The sequence below is a fragment of the Chryseobacterium paridis genome (assembly GCF_016595215.1).
GTDB lineage: Bacteria > Bacteroidota > Bacteroidia > Flavobacteriales > Weeksellaceae > Chryseobacterium > Chryseobacterium paridis.
Window position 1 is genome coordinate 1,126,711 of record NZ_JAENHK010000010.1, and the last position, 21,547, is coordinate 1,148,257.

Here is a 21,547-nt window from a genome sequence, read left to right on the forward strand (position 1 = left end):
AAGGTGTGCAAAGATAGTGATTTTAAGGTGAGTTTCATAATAAAAAAATCTGCCGGAGTCCGACAGATCTTTTTATTTAGTATTTCGTCTTATGGATTGGCTCCTGTAGCATTTTGCGCTAATGGAGCATCATCTGGAGATTCTTTCAATGATTTATCTAAAGTAAATAATGATTCATCTGTAGCACGGTCACCTCCGGCAATTTTCAATTTATCAATTAAATTCTGAGCCAACGTTTCCTCTTCTATTTGTTCTTGTACAAACCACTGCATAAAATTCCAGGTTGCCCAATCTTTTTCTTGTAATGAAAGGTCTACAATTTTATAAATAGCCGTTGTATTATCTACCTCATGTTTAAAAATCCCATCAAAACATGCTGTCAGGGTTTTTGGATCTGCAGGAGGAGCCGGAATAGCAGCCACTTTAGGCTTTCCGCCTCTGTTTAAAACATATTCCATAAATTTAATGGAATGATTTCTTTCTTCCTGCGCATGTCTATACAGAAAATTAGCAATTCCCTGATATCCTTTATCATCTGCCCAAATTCCATAAGACAGAAATGTATGTGACGCATGAATTTCTTTATTCATCTGATCACTCAATGCTTTTTCGATTGCAGGGGAAAGTCTGTTCGTATTCATAATGTAATATTTTTAGTGATTATGAATACAATCCTACAAAAATGATTCCGCTAAAGTTTTTAATTTTAATTAAACAAAAGAAAACAGCACCACAACAAACTGAAAAACAATATTTTAAACTAATAATTTATAGTTATTCTAAAATAAAAGCAGTTCTGACGAACTGCTTTTTATCTATTTTAATCGAATAAACCTTAACCAATTTAGGAATTAGCGTTTTCGCCTTTTTGCTATTCCGATTTTTACTTTATTTTCTTTGCCATATAATCACTCTCATTTCCTAATCGATCTACTGCTTTTATTGCAATAGCATTTAAAGTCTTTCCATCTTTATATTTGGGAATATCTTTAGAAAGAGTATCCAATGTTAGTATTTCTGTTTCCCAGACGCCATTGTACTGTTTAAACAATACCCACTGGAAAACATCTTTCATATTTTTGCTGCTCCAGTTTGCCTGTACGGAGCTTCCGCTCTCTGTAATAAACAATGTGGGAGTTAATAAAGGTACAGCTTTTATCCATGGACTTTTTGGAACCAATGCCTTTTCTTTATAAGGACCACTTTTCAATGTACTTAACATCATTGGATTTCTTGTTAATCCTGCAATACTCCAATGAACTTCTCCAGCATCTCCTTTTAAGATCTCTCTTGAGAGTTCAATCTGGTTTTTAATTTCAGTAGGACGATCTGAGGATTTAATTTCTACGGTATTTAATCCCGGCCATAAATGACGGTTTAATGTGTTTTCTGATTTCCACCAATCCAGCAATGCTCCAAAACTCTGTCCTTTAGAATCAATCGGCCAGTATAATTGTGGAGAGAAATAATCTACCCAGCCTTTATTCAACCAAAGTTTTGCATCAGCATATAATTCGTCATATTGAGAAGAACCCGTAATTCCGGCAGGATATCCGGGTTTCCAGATTCCAAATGGACTGATTCCGAATTTTACGTAACTCTTTTCAGCATGAATTTCTTTATAAATTCTTTCAACAAATTTATTGACATTGTCTCTTCTCCAATCTGCTCTGGATAAAGTACCCCCACTATTTACGTAAACACTCCAGGTTGCATTATCCGGAAATTCCGCCCCTTTATTATAAGTGGCATAAGGATAAAAGTAGTCATCAAAATGGACAGCATCTATATCATATCTTGTTACAATATCTTTTACAACATTTGAAACATGTCCCTGTGTTTTAGGGTTAGCCGGATCAAACCAATACATCCCATTTCTTAATCGTACGACAATATCAGAAAGTTTATTAACCATTGAAAGGCTATTTACAGCACCTCCATTGGTATGATGGGCTCTATAAGGATTCAACCATACATGGAGCTCTAATCCTCTTTTATGAGCTTCCTCTATCCAAAATTGCAATGGATCATAATTAGGATAAGGAGATTTTCCAGTTTCGCCAGTCAGAAAATAAGACCATGGCTCTAATGAACTGGTGTATAAAGCATCTGCAGAAGGACGTACCTGAAAAATAACAGCATTGAAGTTATTATCTTTCAACATATCCAACATACCAATCGCCTCTGCTTTTTGCTGATCAATAGATAAATCATTTCTGGAAGGCCAGTTGATATTAGCTACACTTGCAATCCATGCTCCACGAAACTCCCTGTTTACAGCTGGAAGACTCACTTTAAAAACTTCGTCAACTGGTGGTTTTACAGGATTAGGCTTATTGATTGTAACAGGATCCTTTTTGACCTCCTTAACCGGGTTGGCTGTATTAGGATTTTTCGCAGGTTTTACGGTGTTATTCTGAATGGTACGGGAACTACCACAAGACGCCAAAACGCCTGCAAGTAATATCAATTTTAAATTACTAACTTTCATAGGGTGCAAAACTACATTAAATTATTTTTTCGGGTTTTTAAAAATATTATAATAAAATGAATTATAAATATTTTAAAATAAAAAAGCCTCGAAAAAACGAGGCTTTTTGTTTATGATATTGAATTTCATTACGCTTTCGCTGATCTTTCCATTCTTTTTCTTTCTTCTTCAGAAAGTACTTTCTTTCTCATTCTGATGAAGTTTGGAGTCACCTCGATTGCTTCATCACCCTGGATATATTCCATACATTCTTCTAATGAGAATAAAATTTTCGGAGCAACACCAGTATCTTTATCTTTTCCAGAAGCTCTCATGTTGTTCAACTGTTTCGCTTCTACGATGTTTACAACTAAATCTCCTGGCTTGTTTTGTTCACCAATGATCATACCTGCGTAGATTTCCTCACCCGGATCAACAAAGAATTTCCCTCTATCCTGAAGTTTAGCAATAGAATATTCAGTAGCAGGACCTTGAGTTTTGCTGATCAATACACCATTATTTCTTCCAGGAATAGCACCTTTGAATGGCTTATATTCTGTGAAACGGTGTGCCATAATAGCTTCACCAGCCGTAGCAGTTAACATTTGAGAACGCAATCCGATCAAACCTCTTGAAGGAATCTCAAATTCCATATGTTGCATCTCTCCTTTAGTTTCCATAATGTGAAGGTCACCTTTTCTCTGAGTTGCCAAATCGATAACTCTTGAAGCATACTCTTCAGGAACATCAACAACCAATGATTCATAAGGCTCACATTTCTCACCGTCAATTTCTCTTAAGATAACCTGTGGCTGACCAATTGTCATTTCATACCCTTCTCTTCTCATTGTTTCGATCAAAACTGATAAGTGAAGAATACCTCTACCGAAAACAAGGAATGTATTTGCATCATCAGTCTGCTGAACTCTTAATGCCAAGTTTTTCTCTAATTCTTTTGTTAATCTTTCTTTCAGGTGATTTGAAGTAACATATTTACCGTCTTTTCCGAAGAAAGGTGAATTGTTGATAGAGAACGTCATATTCAATGTAGGTTCATCAATTGCAGTTCTTGGTAATGGTTCAGGATTTTCCATATCCACGAAAGAATCACCAATCTGAAAAGAATCAAAACCTACTACAGCACAGATATCTCCAGCTTTTACTTCAGTTACTTTTTTCTTTCCTAAACCTTCGAAAACGTATAATTCTTTTACTTTTCCTTTTACAATTTTACCATCAGCCTGAGCAAGACCAATCCACTGAGATTCTTTGATATCACCTCTTGTTACTTTTCCAATTGCAATTCTTCCTAAGAAAGAAGAATAATCAAGAGAAGTAATCTGCATTTGAAGATTACCTTCAGATACTTTTGGGGCAGGAACATATTGTAAAATACCATCTAATAATGGGAAAATATCTTCTGTTTGCTCTAATGAAGTATTGAACCAACCTTGTTTTGAAGATCCATAGAACGTTGGGAAATCCAATTGCTCTTCAGTAGCTTCCAGATTGAAGAATAAATCAAATACCTGATCATGTACTTCGTCCGGACGACAGTTTGGTTTGTCAACTTTATTAATAACCACTAATGGTCTCAAACCTAATTCTAATGCTTTTTGCAATACGAATCTGGTTTGTGGCATTGGCCCTTCGAAAGCATCTACTAACAAAATTACACCATCTGCCATTTTAAGAACTCTCTCTACTTCACCACCAAAATCGGCGTGACCAGGAGTATCGATTACGTTAATTTTAACGTCTTTATAAGTAACAGAAATATTTTTAGATAAAATGGTAATCCCTCTTTCTCTTTCAAGATCGTTATTATCCATTATTAATTCTCCACTTTCCTGATTTTCTCTGAAAATGTTTGTAGCATGAATAATCTTGTCAACCAAAGTCGTCTTCCCGTGGTCAACGTGTGCGATAATCGCAATATTTCTAATGTTTTGCATGAATGATTTTTACGGGTGCAAAAATAGTGTTTTTTAATTAATTAATTAGTATGATTATGTATTATTTAACAAATTCATAATGAGAAAGTTAAAATACACATGATGGTTAGAGCATTACAATATGGGTATTAACTAAATTCTTATGTATCTAATCATCTTAGTATTAAGTATTAATTAACTGATAATTTTAAATATATTTTTTGAAAAAATACATCAACACTACTTGAATAATAAAAATTAATCCAAATTTCAATAAAAAAGATTTCTTTGAAATTTTATGCCTGAAAATAAACATTCCTAATACCCCTCCTATTGTTCCTCCCAAAAGCATTAATGATAATAATGTATTTTCAGAAATTCTTCTTTGATGTTTAATCGCTCGCTTTTTATCAACATAAAAAACTACGAAACAAATGAAATTTATAATCAAAAGAAAGTAAATCATAGATTTTGCAAATGTAATAGAAATATTACTAAAACTCATGGTGGCTGAAGCACTCGAGACCACCTTTAAACAAATTCCCTATCTTTATAAAAACACAAATAATTTAAAGATGAAAGGATGGATGTACATACTGCTATATTCTGACGATAGCTATTACACAGGAAGCACTAATAATCTTCAAAGAAGGATTTTACAACATCAAAAGGGAGAAGGCGCAAATCACACCTGTAAAAGACTTCCATTAAAACTGATTTATTATGAAGAGTATGAACAAGTATATTTTGCTTTTTACAGAGAAAAACAAATACAAGGATGGAGTCGTAAGAAAAAAGAAGCGTTAATCAATGGAGTGCCAGAACTTTTACCAAAACTGGCAATCGCTTACAGAGATGTGAGGAATAACTTAGATTGATCACTGGTCTTTGCTTGTTCCGATGCCTGAGGCCCTCGAAGGCAGAGGTGGCTTCGAGAGCCTCAGCCACCCACGAATATTCTCCCTAATCTAATTATAGTATTTTAAAAAACTCAGGAATGGATAGCACCATCCAAAAAAAAGAGCTGCCTTATGATAAAGCAGCTCTTTTTTTAGTATCTAACAACGTTATTTTTTCGCTTTTACATTGACACCAATCTCAATATCTTTGCTTACCATCCATTCTGCAGGATCTGCTTCTGAAGTACCAAATTTAATTCCCCAATCTGCTCTGTTTACAACAAACTTAGCATCGATAGAAGCTGAATTATCTGTCACATCTACTTTAGCAGGGAAAGTAACATTCATTGTTTTTCCTAATAAGGTCAGATTTCCACTTACTGTTTTATTAGCTCCTGCTACAGCATCTGCTGGCACCTCTTTTAAATCCGTAACACTAGTAATTTTGAAATCTGAAACAGGATTCTTTTCTACATCAAAGAAATCAGGAGTTTTTAGGTGCGTAACCAAATCTTCCGGTTTTTTATCTTTTTCTGTAACTGAAGCTGGATCAACTTTAATAGAAGTCATATCAATAACAAAGTTTCCAGCAGCAATTTGCCCGCCTTCAACACTTAAATCTCCAGATTTAACATTAAGAGTTCCCCAACGTGGTGCAAAACCTCCTTTGTGAGATGCTTTCCAGTTCACGATAGAAGCTACAGTATCCACTTTTAATACTTCTCCTTTGCTTTCTGCAACAGTCTGTTCCTGGTTTGCTGTAGTGGTGTCTGCTGATTTTCCTTTGTTACAAGATGCTGCAAGCAATCCTACTCCTGCTAACGCGATAACTGTAATTTTTTTCATAATTGTTTATTGTTTAAAATTGTTTTATTAAAAATAGTATTTCAGTTTTCAAATTCTGAAGTTTCAAAAGTAGAAAAACCTTATTACTTATTATCTTAACATAGATCAAGAAATAATAATTGTTCATTTTATTGGTCACTATAAATAATAAAATGGCCTCAAAATACGCTAACTTTGAGATTAAGCAAATAGTATTACAATTATAATTTCAAATCTCTTTTTAATATATATTTCAACCATTAACAATTAAAAATATGAATCAACAATTGTTTGAAAAAGTAGATGAATACATCAGCAATTTACTGGCACCTGAAGACATCATTCTTCAGGAAACTATCCAATCTTTAGACGATGCCTCAATGCCTCAAATCAGCGTAACCCCAACACAGGGTAAATTTCTACAATTGATGCTGTTAACATCCAAAGCTAAGCGTATATTGGAATTGGGTACTTTAGGCGCCTACAGCACGATTTGGATGGCAAGAGCAATTCCTTCTGATGGTAAAATAATTACTGTAGAGTTTGATCCTCATCATGCTCATATTGCCAGCCAGAATATTGCAAAAGCAGGGTTTTCTGAAAAGATTGATCTTCGAATTGGTAAAGCCATGGATATATTAAAAGAACTCATCTCCAATGGTGAAGATGCTTTCGATTTTATTTTTATCGATGCTGATAAACCTCCTTACGCAGAATATTTTGAATTAGCCTTGCAGCTTTCACATCCCGGAACACTTATCATTTGTGACAATGTAATTCGGGAAGGCAAAGTCTTGGACGAGAACACTAATGATGAAAGAGTAAAGGGTGTACAACGTTTCAATAAAATGCTGGCCAACAATCCAAAAGTTACAGCGACTATCATGCAAACAGTAGGCGCTAAAGAATATGACGGAATGGCAATTGCAATTGTAAACTAGAAATCCCTCTTGGTAAAGAATAAACATTTAAGGCGTTGTTACACGCCTTTTTTCATTCCAAAATGCTAATTTAGCATTCCGAAAACAGAACAATGACGACCGTAGAATTTATAAAAAAACAGCTCAATATTTCTGAAAAGAGCATTAACAATACCCTTCAATTACTCGCAGAAGATTGCACTATTCCTTTTATATCCAGATACCGGAAAGATTTTACCGGAAATCTGGATGAAATACAAATAGAACAAATTTCAAAAATCAATAAGCAGTTTGAAGAAATTGTAAAAAGAAAAGAAACTATTCTAAAATCCGTCGAAGAACAAAATGCATTAACACCAGAATTTAGGCAAAGAATCGAGGAATGCTTTGATCTCCAGGAGTTAGAAGATTTTTATTTACCTTTTAAAAAACGTAAAAAAACAAAAGCGGATACTGCAAAAGAAAAAGGATTAGAACCTTTGGCCAAAATCATTATGAGCCAAAAGAGCAATGATCTTTTATCCTTAGCATCAAAATATCTAAATGATATGGTATCTTCTGAAGAAGAAGCTTTGCAGGGAGCCAGAGATATTATGGCAGAATGGATCAACGAAAATATGTATGTCCGTAAAAACCTGCGTCGATTATTCCAGCGTAAAGCAGTTATTTCTTCTAAAGTAGTAAAAGCTAAAAAAGATGAGGAAGGAGCTCAGAAATTCACTCAATATTTTGAATGGGATGAAAGCCTTGGTCGAACTCCATCTCACCGTCTTTTAGCCATGCTAAGAGCAGAGTCAGAAGGCTTTGTAAAAGTGAGCGTAGATATTGACAAAGAGGAAGCTATTGAATTTATAGAAAATGCGGTCATTAAATCTAATAATAAAAGTTCTGAACAAATCGCTTTAGCCATTAAAGATAGTTACAAGAGATTGTTAGAACCCGCTATTTCTAATGAAACTCTGCAAGAATCCAAAGAAAAAGCGGATAAAAAAGCTATTGAAATTTTTTCTGAAAACCTGACCCAATTACTATTGGCACCACCTTTGGGCGAAAAACGAATTTTAGCGATTGATCCCGGTTATAAGAGTGGATGTAAAATTGTCTGCCTCGATGAGAAAGGGGATTTACTTCATAACGAAACCATCTACCCTCATGCTCCACAAAATGAATCTGGAATGGCTATGAAAAAGATCCGCTCGATGGTGAATGCTTACAACATTGAAGCTATTTCCATTGGAAACGGTACAGCAAGCAGAGAAACTGAATTCTTCATCAAAAAAATAGCTTTTGATAAACCGCTACAGGTTTTTGTAGTTTCTGAAGCAGGTGCATCTGTTTATTCTGCAAGCAAGATTGCGAGAGAAGAGTTTCCAAGTTATGATGTAACTGTTCGTGGAGCTGTTTCTATTGGAAGAAGATTGGCTGATCCATTAGCTGAGCTAGTTAAAATTGATGCTAAATCCATCGGTGTTGGACAATATCAGCATGATGTAGATCAGACCCAGCTGAAAAATGAACTGGATTCTACAGTGATGAAATGCGTGAACTCTGTAGGAATAAACCTTAATACAGCTAGTAAATCATTACTAAGTTATGTATCTGGGATTGGGGAGAAAATGGCCGAAAACATCGTTAATTACCGTGCTGAAAATGGAGCTTTTGAAGACAGAAAACAATTAAAGAAAGTACCTAGGCTAGGAGAAAAAGCTTTTCAACAGGCTGCTGCATTTATCAGAATAACCAATGGCAAAAACTCCCTGGACAACTCTGCAGTGCATCCTGAAGCATATGGTGTTGTTGAGAAAATGGCAAAAGATCTTGGAATCAAATCTGACGAACTTATAGCCAATAAAGAAAAAATTGCCTTGGTTCAGGCAGAGAAATATATCACTGATGAAATTGGTATTTTAGGGATTAAAGACATTTTAAAAGAGCTTGAAAAACCGGGATTGGATCCCAGAAAGGCGGCAAAAGTATTTGAATTTGATCCTAAAGTAAAAAGCGTAAAAGATTTAAGAGTAGGAATGATTCTTCCGGGAATTGTTAATAATATAACTGCATTTGGATGTTTTGTAGATCTCGGGATTAAGGAAAGCGGGCTCGTTCATATTTCCCAGCTCAAAGATGGTTTTGTTTCTGATGTCAATGAAGTCGTAAAATTACACCAGCATGTTCAGGTAAAAGTAACAGAAGTAGATGAAGTCAGAAAAAGAATTCAGTTAAGTATGATCTTATAAAGAGTTAATTTGAAAATATCTGAAATTAAAGAAAGAAAAGTAATTCACAGGCCCACTCGTTATTTTGATGAGTCCGGTCAAAGAATTTATCATGCATACGAGTATCATCTACCTTACAATCCAGGTTATAAAGGAAATGAAACAGAAAGACTTTTTGCAAAAGTGATTGATATGCTTCCTTTCTTTTTGATTTTTCATTTTATATTTCATAAAATGATTCTTATAAGTATTTTATTGTCTATTCCATGTGTTCTTATTTTAGGAGCAATCACAGAATTTTATTGGGGAAATACTTTAGGTAAAAAAACATTTAAAATAAAAGTAGTTGATGACAATGGAAACTACCCTGGATTTTTAAAATCAATCCAAAGAAATCTTTTATGCCTGGCCAATTTATACCCCACTTTTACAGATTTCATTCCAATCCCCAATTATTTAAGAAGAGGGTCGAGAAAATCTTTTATACATTTCAGCATGTATATTAACAATACGATCTGTAAAACCTACATTGTTAAAGAAAGTAAAATTTCTGAAATCGAAGAGCTCTTAAAACATCAAGAGAATCAAAATCTTTTGTCATAAACAATTTTCACATAAAAAAACCGCCTCATTTCTGTGGCGGTTTTTTCTCCGTTTATTTAAAATCTTTGGAATCTCTTCTCGGTTGTTTTGCTTCTGGCCATTTTATGGTTTCTCCTTTATCATCCTGTGGCATTATTCTTCTTTCCCTGTTGGTAAATTCAGGATCTTCTGACGCCATATAAGCTAAAGTAGCGGTCAATATTACATTATTTTTAACCTCATCAAAAACGATCTTATCATAGGTATCTTTTGTGGTATGCCATGTGTATCCAAAATACCCCCAGTTTAATGAACTTAAAGAAAACCCAGGTACACCAGCTGCGACAAATGAAGCATGATCAGATCCGCCACCGCCAGGCATTCCCGGAAAATCAGTTTTGATATTATCACGTACATTTTTAGGAACAGCATTCAGCCACTTTCCAATGTAATCATAAGATTTTACAAACCCCTGACCACTAATATTTACTACACGCCCCGTACCATTGTCCTGATTAAATACAGCTTGTGTTCCTTTCATTATTTCAGGATTATCCGCAACGAAACCTCTGGATCCATTCAATCCCTGCTCTTCGCTTCCCCAAAGTCCAATAACAATTGTTCTTTTATTATTAGGATAATATTTTTTCAGAATTCTCATGGTTTCAAGCATCGTTAGTGTCCCTGTTCCATTATCTGTAGCTCCCTGTGCACCATCCCACGAATCAAGGTGAGCCGAAAGAATGACATATTCATTAGGCTTTTCCTTTCCTTTAATCATTCCTATGGTATTGAAACTTTTTGCTTCAGGAAGGATTTTTGATTGTGCTTCAAGTTTTATTTTTGGTTGGGCTCCTTTTTCAGCCATCCTGTAAAGCATTCCATAGTCTTCTACATCAATATCAATCATAGGAATTTTTGAAGTTTTTGCACCAAATATCCTGTTTGCTCCCATAATTCCGGTCCAGTTGGAAATAGCAATTCCCGCTGCTCCTGCTTTTTCTAATGCTTCCGGCAGTGTATTGTTGTCATATCCTATATTTTTCACATAGTCACGGAAATCTTTAGCAGCCTGCTCTTTTTCTGCTTTTAATTTCTCATACAGTTCAGGAGTAGCAAATTCTTTAATTTGCTCATCAGAACGGCCAATTTTTTGATATTGTGCGATCAAAACAATCTTACCTTTCACAGAAGATAGCCATTGATCAAATTCTGCTTTAGAAGATGCTTTAGGCAGTATGATAACCTCTGCCTCAATAGCTTTTTTAGTTGCCGGGCTCCACGCCAGTTGCGTTGCAGATAATGATTTTACCCTAGGATACACCATATCTACATGTGTCGTTCCTCTTTGCCAACCCTTCCAGGTTCCAAACTGCTTAAGATCTGCTTCTACTCCCCAAGAACGTAATATTTTAGCCGTCCATTCATTTGCAGCCAACATTTCAGGAGTTCCAACCAAACGAGGTCCAATACCGTCAAGCAGCTCGTAAGCCATATTTTCGAGTTGAGAATTGGTATTCACTTCATTCACGAAGCTTTCTACAATAGGATTAAGCTTTTCCTGAGATTTTGAAGGAGCCTGTGCCCATGAAAATTGCGTAGCCAAAACTACAGCAGGCATCGCAAAAAAGGTATTTATCTTCATAGTAAATTATTGAATTCATAAAGATAACAGAATTTAAGTGAATGAAGAAAAAAACGCGAAGTTAAAAGGCTTAAAAACCTCTTGAATATGTAAGATTCTCAAGGATACTGAAAAATCACATGAAAATAACAATCTATAATTCTTATTAAAAATTTGTTACTTATTCGTCAATAAAGGCCTGTTCCTCAGCAGAAAGCAGGATAACATCCTCTTTTTCTTCTTTTACAGGAACACTTTCCCAGATGTTTTTGCTGAAGTCTACCTTCTGGGAAAGTCCTTCATTATTTGACTTTTCAAAAGTATTGTAAATAATTTCCCGGCTGAATTTTCGTTCATGCTTCTTTCCCAGATAGAAAGCAGAGTATTTTTCACCTTTAAATCTGGTTAAAGCTGGCAGATACATACCATCCTTTTTATAAAAATCAAAAGTAAGTGAAGCATCACCGAGTTGGTAATCATATTCTACCCCATTTGCCATTTTTCTTCTGATTGGCGGATAATCTGTCTGCAGGTAATGAACATCAAAATAAGTGATCACCTTATCACTCTTATTATATTTTAAATCTCCTATAAGTTCAATTCCTGTTCCGGATTGGATCTTAAAGGTAATCAACTGCTCATCCCCTTCTTCAGAGATCATTTTCCCAGAATATTTAGAATTGATACTGTTAATATGATTCAGTGTACGGTTCAGCTCAAAGCTAAAGAAATAATTTCCCATATATTCATGGGAAAACTCATTATTCCCCGGTGAAAAAATACTGTCTGATTTTGTATTTTTCAGGTATTTCACATTATTCAGTTGCATTTGGAGCATCCTGTCATAATTTTTGCGGATCCCGTCTTTATAATTGTAATGGTTGCTCTTGCTCCATAATTTAGCTTCTGTAATCACTAAAAAGCAAAGTTCGTCATTATCTGACCTTTTTTCCTTAAATACTACATCATACAATGAAGGTTCATTATAATATCTTTTCTTATAGTTCTTTCTTACATCATTAAAAAGCTTTTTTATATCTACACTTACTATTTTTACCTCTTCAATATTTTTGAATGTAGGCTTTAATTTGATGAGAGAATTAAAACCCATCACTTTTCTTTTCTGATATCCGAAAGCTGATACTTCAAAGTTACTTGCATCGGATTTAACCGGAGCAAAGCCCTCCTCATTAGTATAAACTATTTGATTATTGAGAACAATTCTTGCATAGAATATAGGTTTCCCATTTTCTGAATCTACTACTTTTACTTTTTGGGCAGAAAAAAAGGCAGAAAAAAGAATCAAAAATAAATAAGAATGCTTCATAAGATGTGTTATTAATTTAAAAGAACGAACTACACAAATATATATCCGCATAGGTAAATAAAACAATACCCTGATGAAATTTAATACTATTTAATTTTTAATTTTCAAAATGACTGCCAATGAAGAAATATAATATTTGAAAGCCCGATCGACGAAAAAATCATGGCACAAAAAAAGCCAGCTTAAAAAGCCGGCTTTAGGAAATTTATTTTTTTGATTCCTCAACAGAAACTTTTCTGAAATCTTTGAACAATTTGCTTAGTTCTAAAGCCGATTTACGAGCTCTTGTTCCAGCTGCTTTGTTTCCTTTTTCAGCTTGTTGGTTTGCTTCAGTTGCGAATGCTTCAAATTCCGCATTGATCTTTTCAATAAGTTCTTTCATTTATTTTAAAATTTAGGGTGCAAATATAGGTTTTATGGTGATTCCAGCCTAACTGTGATGAAAAAAGTTTGTAAAAATTTGAAAAAAATAATCGCTAATAATAAGTGATGAAATTTAGAATAACTGGAAATGAATGAATTTTTTAATTTAAAGTAGAATTTTCTACTATTCTTATTTCAATTTAAAGATTTAAACTAAGAAAATATTCGGTAAGTCTATGGAAGAAATATTATCAAAAAAATTAATAACATTTTTCAAAAATAAAGTCAATGTCTGCAACTAAATAAAATGTAAAGCACTCTTGTAATCTTTTTATGGGTTTTATGTACCTTCGTTTTTTTAATAATCTGCTGCTTTCTTATCTATGGAGCTTCCGAAAGAATATATTTTACAGGATACCTATATCAGCACACTTTCTGTGTATGATCTTTTAAAGCATACACAGACCGCAGGATTTATAGAAGAAAAAGATTTCCGAAATATTAAACCTATTATTCTGGATATTAATTCTGGGTTTTTTACTAAAGCATCTTCTGTCATTGGCTATCCCAACGTTTCTGTTAGCCAGGTTGGATCTTCATTAATTACAGCATGCTCATGTGATCAACCTAAAGACAAACTCTGCGAACATCAGGCCGAGATCATTTATAGTATTTTAGAACAAAAGAACTATCGCATTTTCTTTGATCCGCTTCTTCGACAAAGAACTCTGGTTGCCTTTGCCAAAAGTTTTGGATTAGAAAACGAGCCTGATCTTGACTCCTATTTTCACCTAGAACTCAAGAATGGGAAACTGGATATCCAACCCAAAATAAAGGAATTGCTTCAAATTGATGAACAATCCTTTAAAGAGAGTCTTCTTCCTCAACGACAATCCATTGTAAAAGAGCTGGCAGCACAGGATAGTGATAAGAGACAAGTATTAATTATAGGCAAGCACCGCTATTATAACCATTTGATTTTTTCGCTGATGGAAGCCGAAATTACCCGTACCGGTAAAATCAAAAACCCTATTCATTCTATTGATCCTTTACAATTGATATGGAAATCTGATCAGCCGTCAGAAATTAAATTTTTCACTGCACTTTCAACATTTCAAAATAAGTTTGGTGACGAACAGGATCCTATAGAATTAGAAGCCCTGAAACTGATCGTTCAGAATCCCCTTGAATTGGATGTGTATTACCATGATCATCACATCGCAGAATCCATTTCCGCTAAATCGTTGCATCTCATATCACTCCGTTTCTTAAAGGCTGAGATACAACTCACCGTATTTAAAAAAGATCCGTTCTATGAAATTACCGGTGAATTGATTTTTAATGATGTTTCTCTTCCCTTTAAAAATGTTGTTATCAGAAATGATTATTTCATTCATTATCAAAATACACTGAGTCTAATTGAGAATCCCGATATGCTTAGGGTGATCAAGTTTTTCAAATCGAATAATGAAATCCTTGTCATTCACTCCTCTAAGTATGAAAACTTTTTACAGACCGTTTTGTCATCTCTAGAACAATATATCCACATTAACTATAGTTACATACATTCTGCAACTCCTGTACAGTTAGAAGAAAAAAACTTTGAAACTGAAAAAATCATTTATCTGCACCAGGAAGGCAATTACATATCTATCACCCCCGTAATGAAATATGGATCTGTAGAAGTAGCCGTTTACTCAAGGAAACAATTATATGATACAGACCAGAACGGAAATCAATTCAAAATAGAACGAAATTATGAAGCAGAAATAAGTCTGATCTCAACGGTAATGCATCAGCATCCTGATTTTGAAGAACAACTCGAAGCATATGAATATTTCTATTTACATAAAGATAAATTTCTGGATGCTGATTGGTTCTTACAAGCTTTTGAAGCCTGGAGGAATGAGGGGATAAGTATTTTAGGCTTCAATGAACTCAAAAACAATAAACTGAATCCACATCGAGCCAAAATCAATATTCAGGTTACAAGCGGTATCGATTGGTTCAATGCTAAACTAAGTGTTCGTTTTGGAAAAAAAGAAGCAACCTTAAAACAGGTCCATCGTGCTCTTCGTAATAAAACAAAATTTGTTCAGCTCGATGACGGCACACAGGGAATTTTACCTGATGAATGGATCAGTAAAATAACAAAGTATTTTCAGGCCGGCGATATCGATGAAGAATTATTAAAAATCCCTAAGATCAGTTTTAGTGAAATTTCAGATTTATTTGAAAAAGAAATCCTGAGTGAAGAAGTACAGACAGAAATTGTTTCGTATTCAAAACAGTTTTCAACATCGAGAAAAGCTCCTTCCGTTCCAGTCTCTATGGAATTAAAAACCAATCTCAGAAACTATCAACAGGAAGGATTGAACTGGCTGACACATCTTGACAATTTTAATTTTGGAGGATGCCTTGCTGATGATATGGGATTAGGAAAAACCGTACAGATTATTGCCTTCATATTACATCAAAGAGAAAAATATGGGGCTATTACCAATCTGATTATTGTTCCCACTTCCCTACTGTTCAACTGGCAGGAAGAGATAGAAAAATTTGCTCCTTCTTTAAACGTATTGCTGCATTATGGTCCTGACAGACTAAAAGCGGCACATCATTTTAGCAATTATGAGGTAATTCTTACCAGTTATGGTATGTTACTTTCGGATATCAAATTCCTTAAATCATTTCATTTTAATTACATTTTTCTGGATGAATCCCAGGCAATTAAAAATCCGAACTCGGAAAAATACAAAGCAGCTCGTCTCTTACAATCCAGAAACAGGATTGTACTTACGGGAACACCTGTCGAAAATAATACCTTTGACCTTTATGGGCAGCTTTCCTTTGCTTGTCCCGGATTATTAGGTAGTAAGCAGTATTTCAAAGATACTTACGCAATTCCAATTGATAAGTTTGAATATAACAAACGGACTATCGAACTTCAACAAAAGATCAATCCTTTTATCTTAAGAAGAACGAAAAAACAGGTGGCCCAGGAACTTCCTGAGAAAACAGAAATGGTCATTTATTGTGAAATGAATGCAGAGCAACGCAGAATTTATGATCTTTACGAACGTGAATTACGTGATTTTATATCTGCCTCCACAGATGATGAGACCTTAAAAAATAGCATGCATGTTTTAACAGGTTTAACGAAACTAAGGCAAATCTGCAACTCTCCTATATTATTGAAGGAAGGCCATTCAGGCGAACATGCAGTAAAAATCCAACTGTTAACTGAGCAGATTGAAAATAAATCACAGGAACATAAAATTCTTGTATTCTCACAGTTTGTAGGGATGCTTGACCTCATCAAAAAAGAATTGGAATATAAGAATATTCCTTTTGAATACCTCACTGGACAAAGTACAAACAGAGGAGCCAAGGTTCACCGTTTTCAGACAGATGAAAATGTCCGGGTTTTTCTTATCAGCTTAAAAGCTGGCGGTGTGGGGCTTAACCTCACGGAAGCCGATTATGTCTATCTTGTAGATCCATGGTGGAATCCAGCGGCAGAAAACCAGGCCATTGACCGAAGTTACAGAATAGGCCAGACAAAACATGTTGTAGCTGTACGGATGGTCTGTACCAATACTATTGAAGAAAAAATTCTAAACCTTCAAAAGAAGAAAAGTAAACTGGCACAAGGTCTCATAAAAACAGAGGAATCTAAATCGCAGGGATTTAATAAAACAGAACTACTAGAGCTTTTGGATTAATAGAGCTTATCAATAAAAAAACAGTCTCTTGCTTTCGTGAAACATTTTTGTTTCGTCAGGAAGAGGAAATTTACTATAGAATAAATTCGTTTTACGTACCTTTGATTTTTATAATTTTTAAAATTATGAGTGATCATTTAGAAACGATTGAAGATTATTACAGAAACATCAGAGAAAACCAGTTAAGAATGTTTGATTCTCATGATTTCGAATTGGGAAAATCACATTTCAATATATCTATGCGAAAATATTGCAGTTTCAAAAGTCCTTATAACCGACGTGATTATTATAAAATAAGCTTCATTATAGGCAAAGGAACTTTCCAGTATGGACAGCAAAAACTGTATATAGATCGGCCTGCATTGTTCTTTCCTTCTCCTAATATTCCCTACTCCTGGGAATGTGACGGAGATTTACAGGAAGGGTATTTCTGCCTTTTCAATCAGGAATTTTTTAATGGAAATTCAGAGTTCAAATTATTTAAGAAAACATCAATCTTCAAGGAATGGAGCATGCCTATTGTTTTTTTAACAGAAGAGCAAACACAGCTGGTTACCATTTATTTTGAGCAGATGTACAAACTCAACAACTCAACCTATCCTTTTCGTTGTGGAAGTATTAAAAGTCACCTGGCCTCTGTTCTCCACTTAGCTTTAGAAAACCGTGTAGAGGATATCGATCTCAATGAACTTCCAGCAAATGTTCGTTTATATCGCTTATTTGACGAACTGCTTAACAAACAGTTTCCACTAGACTCGCCTGCCTACCCGCTTGCCTTAAAAACGGCTTCAGATTTTGCAGAGCACCTCAACGTACATGTCAATCATTTAAATTCTTCAGTAAAATCCGTAACCAATCTTACAACAACCCACATTATTAAAGAAAGGATGTTTGAAGAATCTAAAAACCTTTTAAAGTATACCAACTGGGATATTGCCGAGATTGGCTATACATTGGGATTTGAACAGCCTTCTCATTTTAATAATTTCTTTAAGAAGCATTCAAATACATCACCACTCAAATTTAAGCACGCTTATTAATTCTTTGATTTTTGTAATTTTTACTTTGTCTTTTAAAATGAATATCAAAGATTCTTGCCTTATTTTTGTATTGTTAAAAAAAGAATGAATTATGTTGACAGCAGCATCTGAGCAACGCATCAGATTAATTACCATTATGGCCTTTATATCAATCCCTTTATCAGGGTTTGTTACAGATATTTATCTACCCTCTTTCCCATCAATGGCAAAAGGAATGCAAGTTTCAGAAAAAGATATTCAGATTACCCTTACCTCCTATTTGTTAAGCTATGGAATTTCACAACTCTTTATCGGTGGAATTCTGGACAACATTGGCCGTTATCGTCCTAAATTAGCTGCATTGCTTTTATTGGTAGTAAGCAGTATTTTAATCACCATGACAAATAGTATCTTATTAATATGTATACTGCGTGTCCTTCAGGGAATAGCCGTTTCCGTAATGGTGGTTGCCACCCGTGCTATTTTTGTAGATATTTATGATGCTGATAAAGTAAAACATTACCTGAGTTATTTTACCATCGTATGGTCATTAGGACCTATTTTAGCTCCTTTCCTGGGTGGTTATCTCGAAAAGCTATTTAACTGGCATGCTAATTTTTATTTCCTGGCCTTTTATGCAGGAGCCATCTTTATATTTGAATGGTTTTTCAGTGGTGAAAGTTTGCCGGAGAAAAAGAAACTTAATTTTTCAGAGAACATTGGGTTATATAAAATGATGTTACAAAATCGCATTTTTATGCTAGGAATCATCATTTTGGGATTAAGCTATTCTATTGTCATGCTCTTCAATATTACAGGACCTTTCATTATTGAAAATACGTTTCATTTCACTCCAGTTGTGATTGGATACTGTACACTGATCTTAGGGTTTTCCTGGATGATTGGTGGCTTTATTGGTAAAAAAAGGGTTTCTTTAGGTTTTAAATCAAGAATCTTACAACCTATCATTTTACAATTAATTCTTATTATAAGCCTGATTGCTGTAAGTTATTTTACAGAAAGCTTGTACATCATGATTCCGTTTGCCTTTTTCATTCATATCTGTTCAGGTATTTTATTTACATCTTTCTTTACCACCAGTATGTTGTATTTTCCTAAAAATGCCGGAACTGCAGGTGGACTAATGGGTGGATTGGTCTACATTATCACATCTATTACAAGTTTCATTATTTCAGTAAGTGGAACCGTTTCCCTGCAAAAGGATCTTTCCTGGCGGTATTTAATTATAGCTCTTATCCTTTTTGGTATTATCCTCACCATGAATCACACTTTAAAAAAAGAAAAAGCAGAGAATTAATCTCTGCTTTTTTTATTATCAACCAGGATGATCTATTGCTTCTGATCACTACAAAATTACCCGAATCACATTGTTGATACCAGTAATTCAATTGTTGATGGATAATGTTTTTATGATATATGGCATTTGAACTAATATTGCACTGTTAAAAAAAGGCAGATGCATTATCTATCAAAACGAGAGAACTTTGTTTCTCCTTTTAGCCATCTGATCACATTATTATAAGTTTAAAACAAAGCATTAGAAATGACAGAATTCATGAAAAGGCAATGGAAGCAGATACTGGTAGTCCTGATTATTTTTATCATATGGAGCCTAACAACATTTACATTTATAACCATCATGATTCTCTTATTCATGCCGGCAATCGATTTGTTAATACATAAAGTTGTTATTACAAATAACATATAAACTCATAGTATACTATAAACATAAAATATTGTAATTTTCATAGAGATTGTTGATATTATTTTCTCTCTCATAAAAATATCAAAGTAAAGCATTAAAAAATGATTGAGTTCATCAAAAAACAATGGAAACAGATTTTGATCATCTTATTGGTCTATACAGCGTGGAGCCTGGCTGTATTTCTATTTCTTATCAGATTACAGGGGTTGGAAACTACTTTGAAACAGTTCGGAACAGGAAGTAAGCTTTATATCAACTTTATTCATACTATAATTAAAGGCACTGTTATTTATTATATTACCATTTATCATTTGGCTATTCCACTTATTACAACCAGAAAATGGAAAAAAATCGGACTTCAGACCATTCTATTTTTTGGAGTACTAACAGTGTATGAATATGTATGGAATTTCAACATCCAAGATCCAGGTCCAAAAGATCCCAGTTATGTTTCCCCAAGTACATTTCTTATCACCGCAGGACTACTGGACATCGTGATCATTCTTATCGCTTTCTTTTTTGCAACGATCATAACTTCGAATGACATGCGTAAACGGAAAGAAGAACTAGAAAAAGAAAAGCTAAAAGCAGAACTTTCTGCCATAAAATATCAGATCAACCCACATTTTTTATTTAACTCACTGAGTTTTATTTATACAAAAACACTCAAAACAAGCCCCGAAGCAGCCCATGCTGTTCACCTGCTTTCAGAAATTATGAATTATGCTCTGGATGATTGGGATGAGCTCGGAACCGTACCTCTTGCCTTAGAAATTGATCATATGAAAAAGGTAATAGAAATGAATCAGATCCGCTTCAATCATATATTGAAGGTGAAGTATTATGAAAATATTGAAACAGATGATGCATATGTATCTTATGTTCCTACATTAGCTTTTGTTTCTTTGGTAGAAAATGCTTTTAAGCATGGTGAGCTGAATGACGAGAAAAACCAGGTAACCATTGAGCTGGAAGTTACGAAGAGTAAAATCTATTTTCTGGTAAGCAATAAAAAGAAAAAGGGACCGAAAGAACCTTCAAAAGGAATTGGTCTAAGCAATATCCGGCAACGTCTGGATCTCATGTATGGAATTAAGCATTCCTTTACGATCAAAGAGGATGAAAACTATTATTTAAATGAAATAACCATTAATCTTTAGAACCATGATTAACTGTATCGTCGTAGATGATGAAGCCCACGCAATAGAATTACTTACTTTACATATTGAGCAAACACCCTTTTTAAAATTGGTGGGTTCAGCTACCAATCCCGCTGAAGCATTACAGCTTATCAATACTACAGATGTAGATCTTATTTTTCTGGACATTCAAATGCCGGGCATGTCAGGGATCGAGTTTTTACCATTATTAAATAATAAATACAAGGTTATTCTGACTACTGCTTTCAGAGAATATGCTCTTGATGGATATGATCACAATGTAGTAGATTATCTTCTGAAACCGATTTTCTTCCCCCGATTTTTAAAAGCCGTACAACGTGCTCAGCAAATCATTTCTTCACCCAAAAAAGAAACAGATGATGATTTTATTATGGTGAAAACAGAGTATAAAGGAAAGCTTTTAAAAATTAAGATTCAAGACATTATCTATATCGAAGGAAAAGGTAAATATGTATGTTTTCATACCAAAGACGGAGAGCAGATCATGGCTTTACTTAATATCGGTGGACTTGAAAACAAATTACCGGGCGATCATTTTCTTCGGGTACATAAATCTTTCATCATTGCAGTTCCATTTATCATGATGATCCATGGAAATATGATTCAGCTTGAATTCGCCAAAAATCAAATTCCTATCGGTCAAACTTACCGCGATGTTTTCATGAGCCAAATGATGGACAAGGTGATCACCAATAAAAAAGAAGAAGGTTCTGATACGGAATCAGGGAATTAACAG

Annotated in this window: 17 protein-coding genes; 9 read left to right on the top strand and 8 right to left on the bottom strand. The window is 34.4% G+C overall.

Going from position 1 to position 21,547, the window contains the following annotated elements:
• Positions 1 to 89 precede the first annotated feature (89 nt).
• From JHL15_RS14615 to JHL15_RS14630, 4 genes are all read right to left on the bottom strand, one after another.
• The gene (locus tag JHL15_RS14615) at positions 90 to 641 is read right to left on the bottom strand and encodes a ferritin (RefSeq protein WP_200246894.1); all 552 of its coding nucleotides are present in this window, start codon (positions 639 to 641) and stop codon (positions 90 to 92) included.
• 242 nt (positions 642 to 883) lie between these two features.
• The gene (locus JHL15_RS14620; protein WP_200246895.1) at positions 884 to 2,491 is read right to left on the bottom strand and encodes a glycoside hydrolase family 10 protein; all 1,608 of its coding nucleotides are present in this window, start codon (positions 2,489 to 2,491) and stop codon (positions 884 to 886) included.
• Positions 2,492 to 2,619: 128 nt separating this feature from the next.
• The gene (gene typA / locus JHL15_RS14625) at positions 2,620 to 4,425 is read right to left on the bottom strand and encodes a translational GTPase TypA (protein WP_200246897.1); all 1,806 of its coding nucleotides are present in this window, start codon (positions 4,423 to 4,425) and stop codon (positions 2,620 to 2,622) included.
• A 187-nt stretch (positions 4,426 to 4,612) separates the two neighbouring features.
• Positions 4,613 to 4,909: a DUF1294 domain-containing protein gene (locus JHL15_RS14630; RefSeq protein ID WP_317193045.1), complete on the bottom strand. Its 297-nt coding sequence runs from the start codon at positions 4,907 to 4,909 to the stop codon at positions 4,613 to 4,615.
• Here JHL15_RS14630 and JHL15_RS14635 point away from each other — a divergent pair.
• Complete coding sequence (locus JHL15_RS14635; RefSeq protein WP_317193046.1) at positions 4,908 to 5,282, top strand: GIY-YIG nuclease family protein; 375 nt, start codon at positions 4,908 to 4,910, stop codon at positions 5,280 to 5,282. The two genes, JHL15_RS14630 and JHL15_RS14635, sit on opposite strands and share 2 nt — an antisense overlap.
• Positions 5,283 to 5,471: 189 nt before the next feature.
• Here the strand turns inward: JHL15_RS14635 and JHL15_RS14640 are convergent, their stop codons facing one another.
• Complete coding sequence (locus JHL15_RS14640; RefSeq protein ID WP_200246900.1) at positions 5,472 to 6,149, bottom strand: YceI family protein; 678 nt, start codon at positions 6,147 to 6,149, stop codon at positions 5,472 to 5,474.
• Between the two features lie 254 nt (positions 6,150 to 6,403).
• Between JHL15_RS14640 and JHL15_RS14645 the strand changes: the two genes are divergently transcribed.
• The 3 genes from JHL15_RS14645 (at position 6,404) to JHL15_RS14655 (ending at position 9,867) form a co-directional block, all read left to right on the top strand.
• The gene (locus JHL15_RS14645; RefSeq protein WP_200246901.1) at positions 6,404 to 7,069 is read left to right on the top strand and encodes an O-methyltransferase; all 666 of its coding nucleotides are present in this window, start codon (positions 6,404 to 6,406) and stop codon (positions 7,067 to 7,069) included.
• 92 nt (positions 7,070 to 7,161) lie between these two features.
• Entirely contained in the window at positions 7,162 to 9,285 is a 2,124-nt protein-coding gene (locus JHL15_RS14650) for a Tex family protein (RefSeq protein WP_200246902.1), read from the top strand.
• 9 nt (positions 9,286 to 9,294) lie between these two features.
• A complete protein-coding gene (locus JHL15_RS14655) occupies positions 9,295 to 9,867 on the top strand; it encodes an RDD family protein (protein ID WP_200246904.1) in 573 nt (190 codons plus the stop codon).
• A 52-nt stretch (positions 9,868 to 9,919) separates the two neighbouring features.
• Here the strand turns inward: JHL15_RS14655 and JHL15_RS14660 are convergent, their stop codons facing one another.
• The 3 genes from JHL15_RS14660 to JHL15_RS14670 all read right to left on the bottom strand — a co-directional run bounded on the left by JHL15_RS14660 (position 9,920) and on the right by JHL15_RS14670 (position 13,179).
• Positions 9,920 to 11,491 carry a M20/M25/M40 family metallo-hydrolase gene (locus JHL15_RS14660; RefSeq protein ID WP_200246905.1) on the bottom strand — a complete coding sequence of 524 codons (1,572 nt, stop codon included), beginning with the start codon at positions 11,489 to 11,491 and terminating at the stop codon, positions 9,920 to 9,922.
• 160 nt (positions 11,492 to 11,651) lie between these two features.
• Complete coding sequence (locus JHL15_RS14665; RefSeq protein ID WP_200246907.1) at positions 11,652 to 12,797, bottom strand: hypothetical protein; 1,146 nt, start codon at positions 12,795 to 12,797, stop codon at positions 11,652 to 11,654.
• 205 nt (positions 12,798 to 13,002) lie between these two features.
• Positions 13,003 to 13,179, bottom strand: coding sequence for a histone H1 (locus JHL15_RS14670; protein ID WP_089026768.1), 177 nt, complete (start codon positions 13,177 to 13,179; stop codon positions 13,003 to 13,005).
• Positions 13,180 to 13,543: 364 nt separating this feature from the next.
• On the opposite strand from JHL15_RS14670, the gene JHL15_RS14675 reads away from it, so the two are divergent.
• From JHL15_RS14675 to JHL15_RS14695, 5 genes are all read left to right on the top strand, one after another.
• A complete protein-coding gene (locus tag JHL15_RS14675) occupies positions 13,544 to 16,885 on the top strand; it encodes a DEAD/DEAH box helicase (RefSeq protein WP_200246908.1) in 3,342 nt (1,113 codons plus the stop codon).
• A 125-nt stretch (positions 16,886 to 17,010) separates the two neighbouring features.
• The gene (locus tag JHL15_RS14680) at positions 17,011 to 17,925 is read left to right on the top strand and encodes a helix-turn-helix domain-containing protein (protein WP_200246910.1); all 915 of its coding nucleotides are present in this window, start codon (positions 17,011 to 17,013) and stop codon (positions 17,923 to 17,925) included.
• 91 nt (positions 17,926 to 18,016) lie between these two features.
• Positions 18,017 to 19,222 carry an MFS transporter gene (locus tag JHL15_RS14685; protein ID WP_200246912.1) on the top strand — a complete coding sequence of 402 codons (1,206 nt, stop codon included), beginning with the start codon at positions 18,017 to 18,019 and terminating at the stop codon, positions 19,220 to 19,222.
• Between the two features lie 509 nt (positions 19,223 to 19,731).
• Positions 19,732 to 20,790, top strand: coding sequence for a sensor histidine kinase (locus tag JHL15_RS14690; protein ID WP_200246914.1), 1,059 nt, complete (start codon positions 19,732 to 19,734; stop codon positions 20,788 to 20,790).
• 4 nt (positions 20,791 to 20,794) lie between these two features.
• Complete coding sequence (locus JHL15_RS14695) at positions 20,795 to 21,544, top strand: LytR/AlgR family response regulator transcription factor (RefSeq protein WP_200246916.1); 750 nt, start codon at positions 20,795 to 20,797, stop codon at positions 21,542 to 21,544.
• The last annotated feature ends 3 nt before the right edge of the window (positions 21,545 to 21,547 follow it).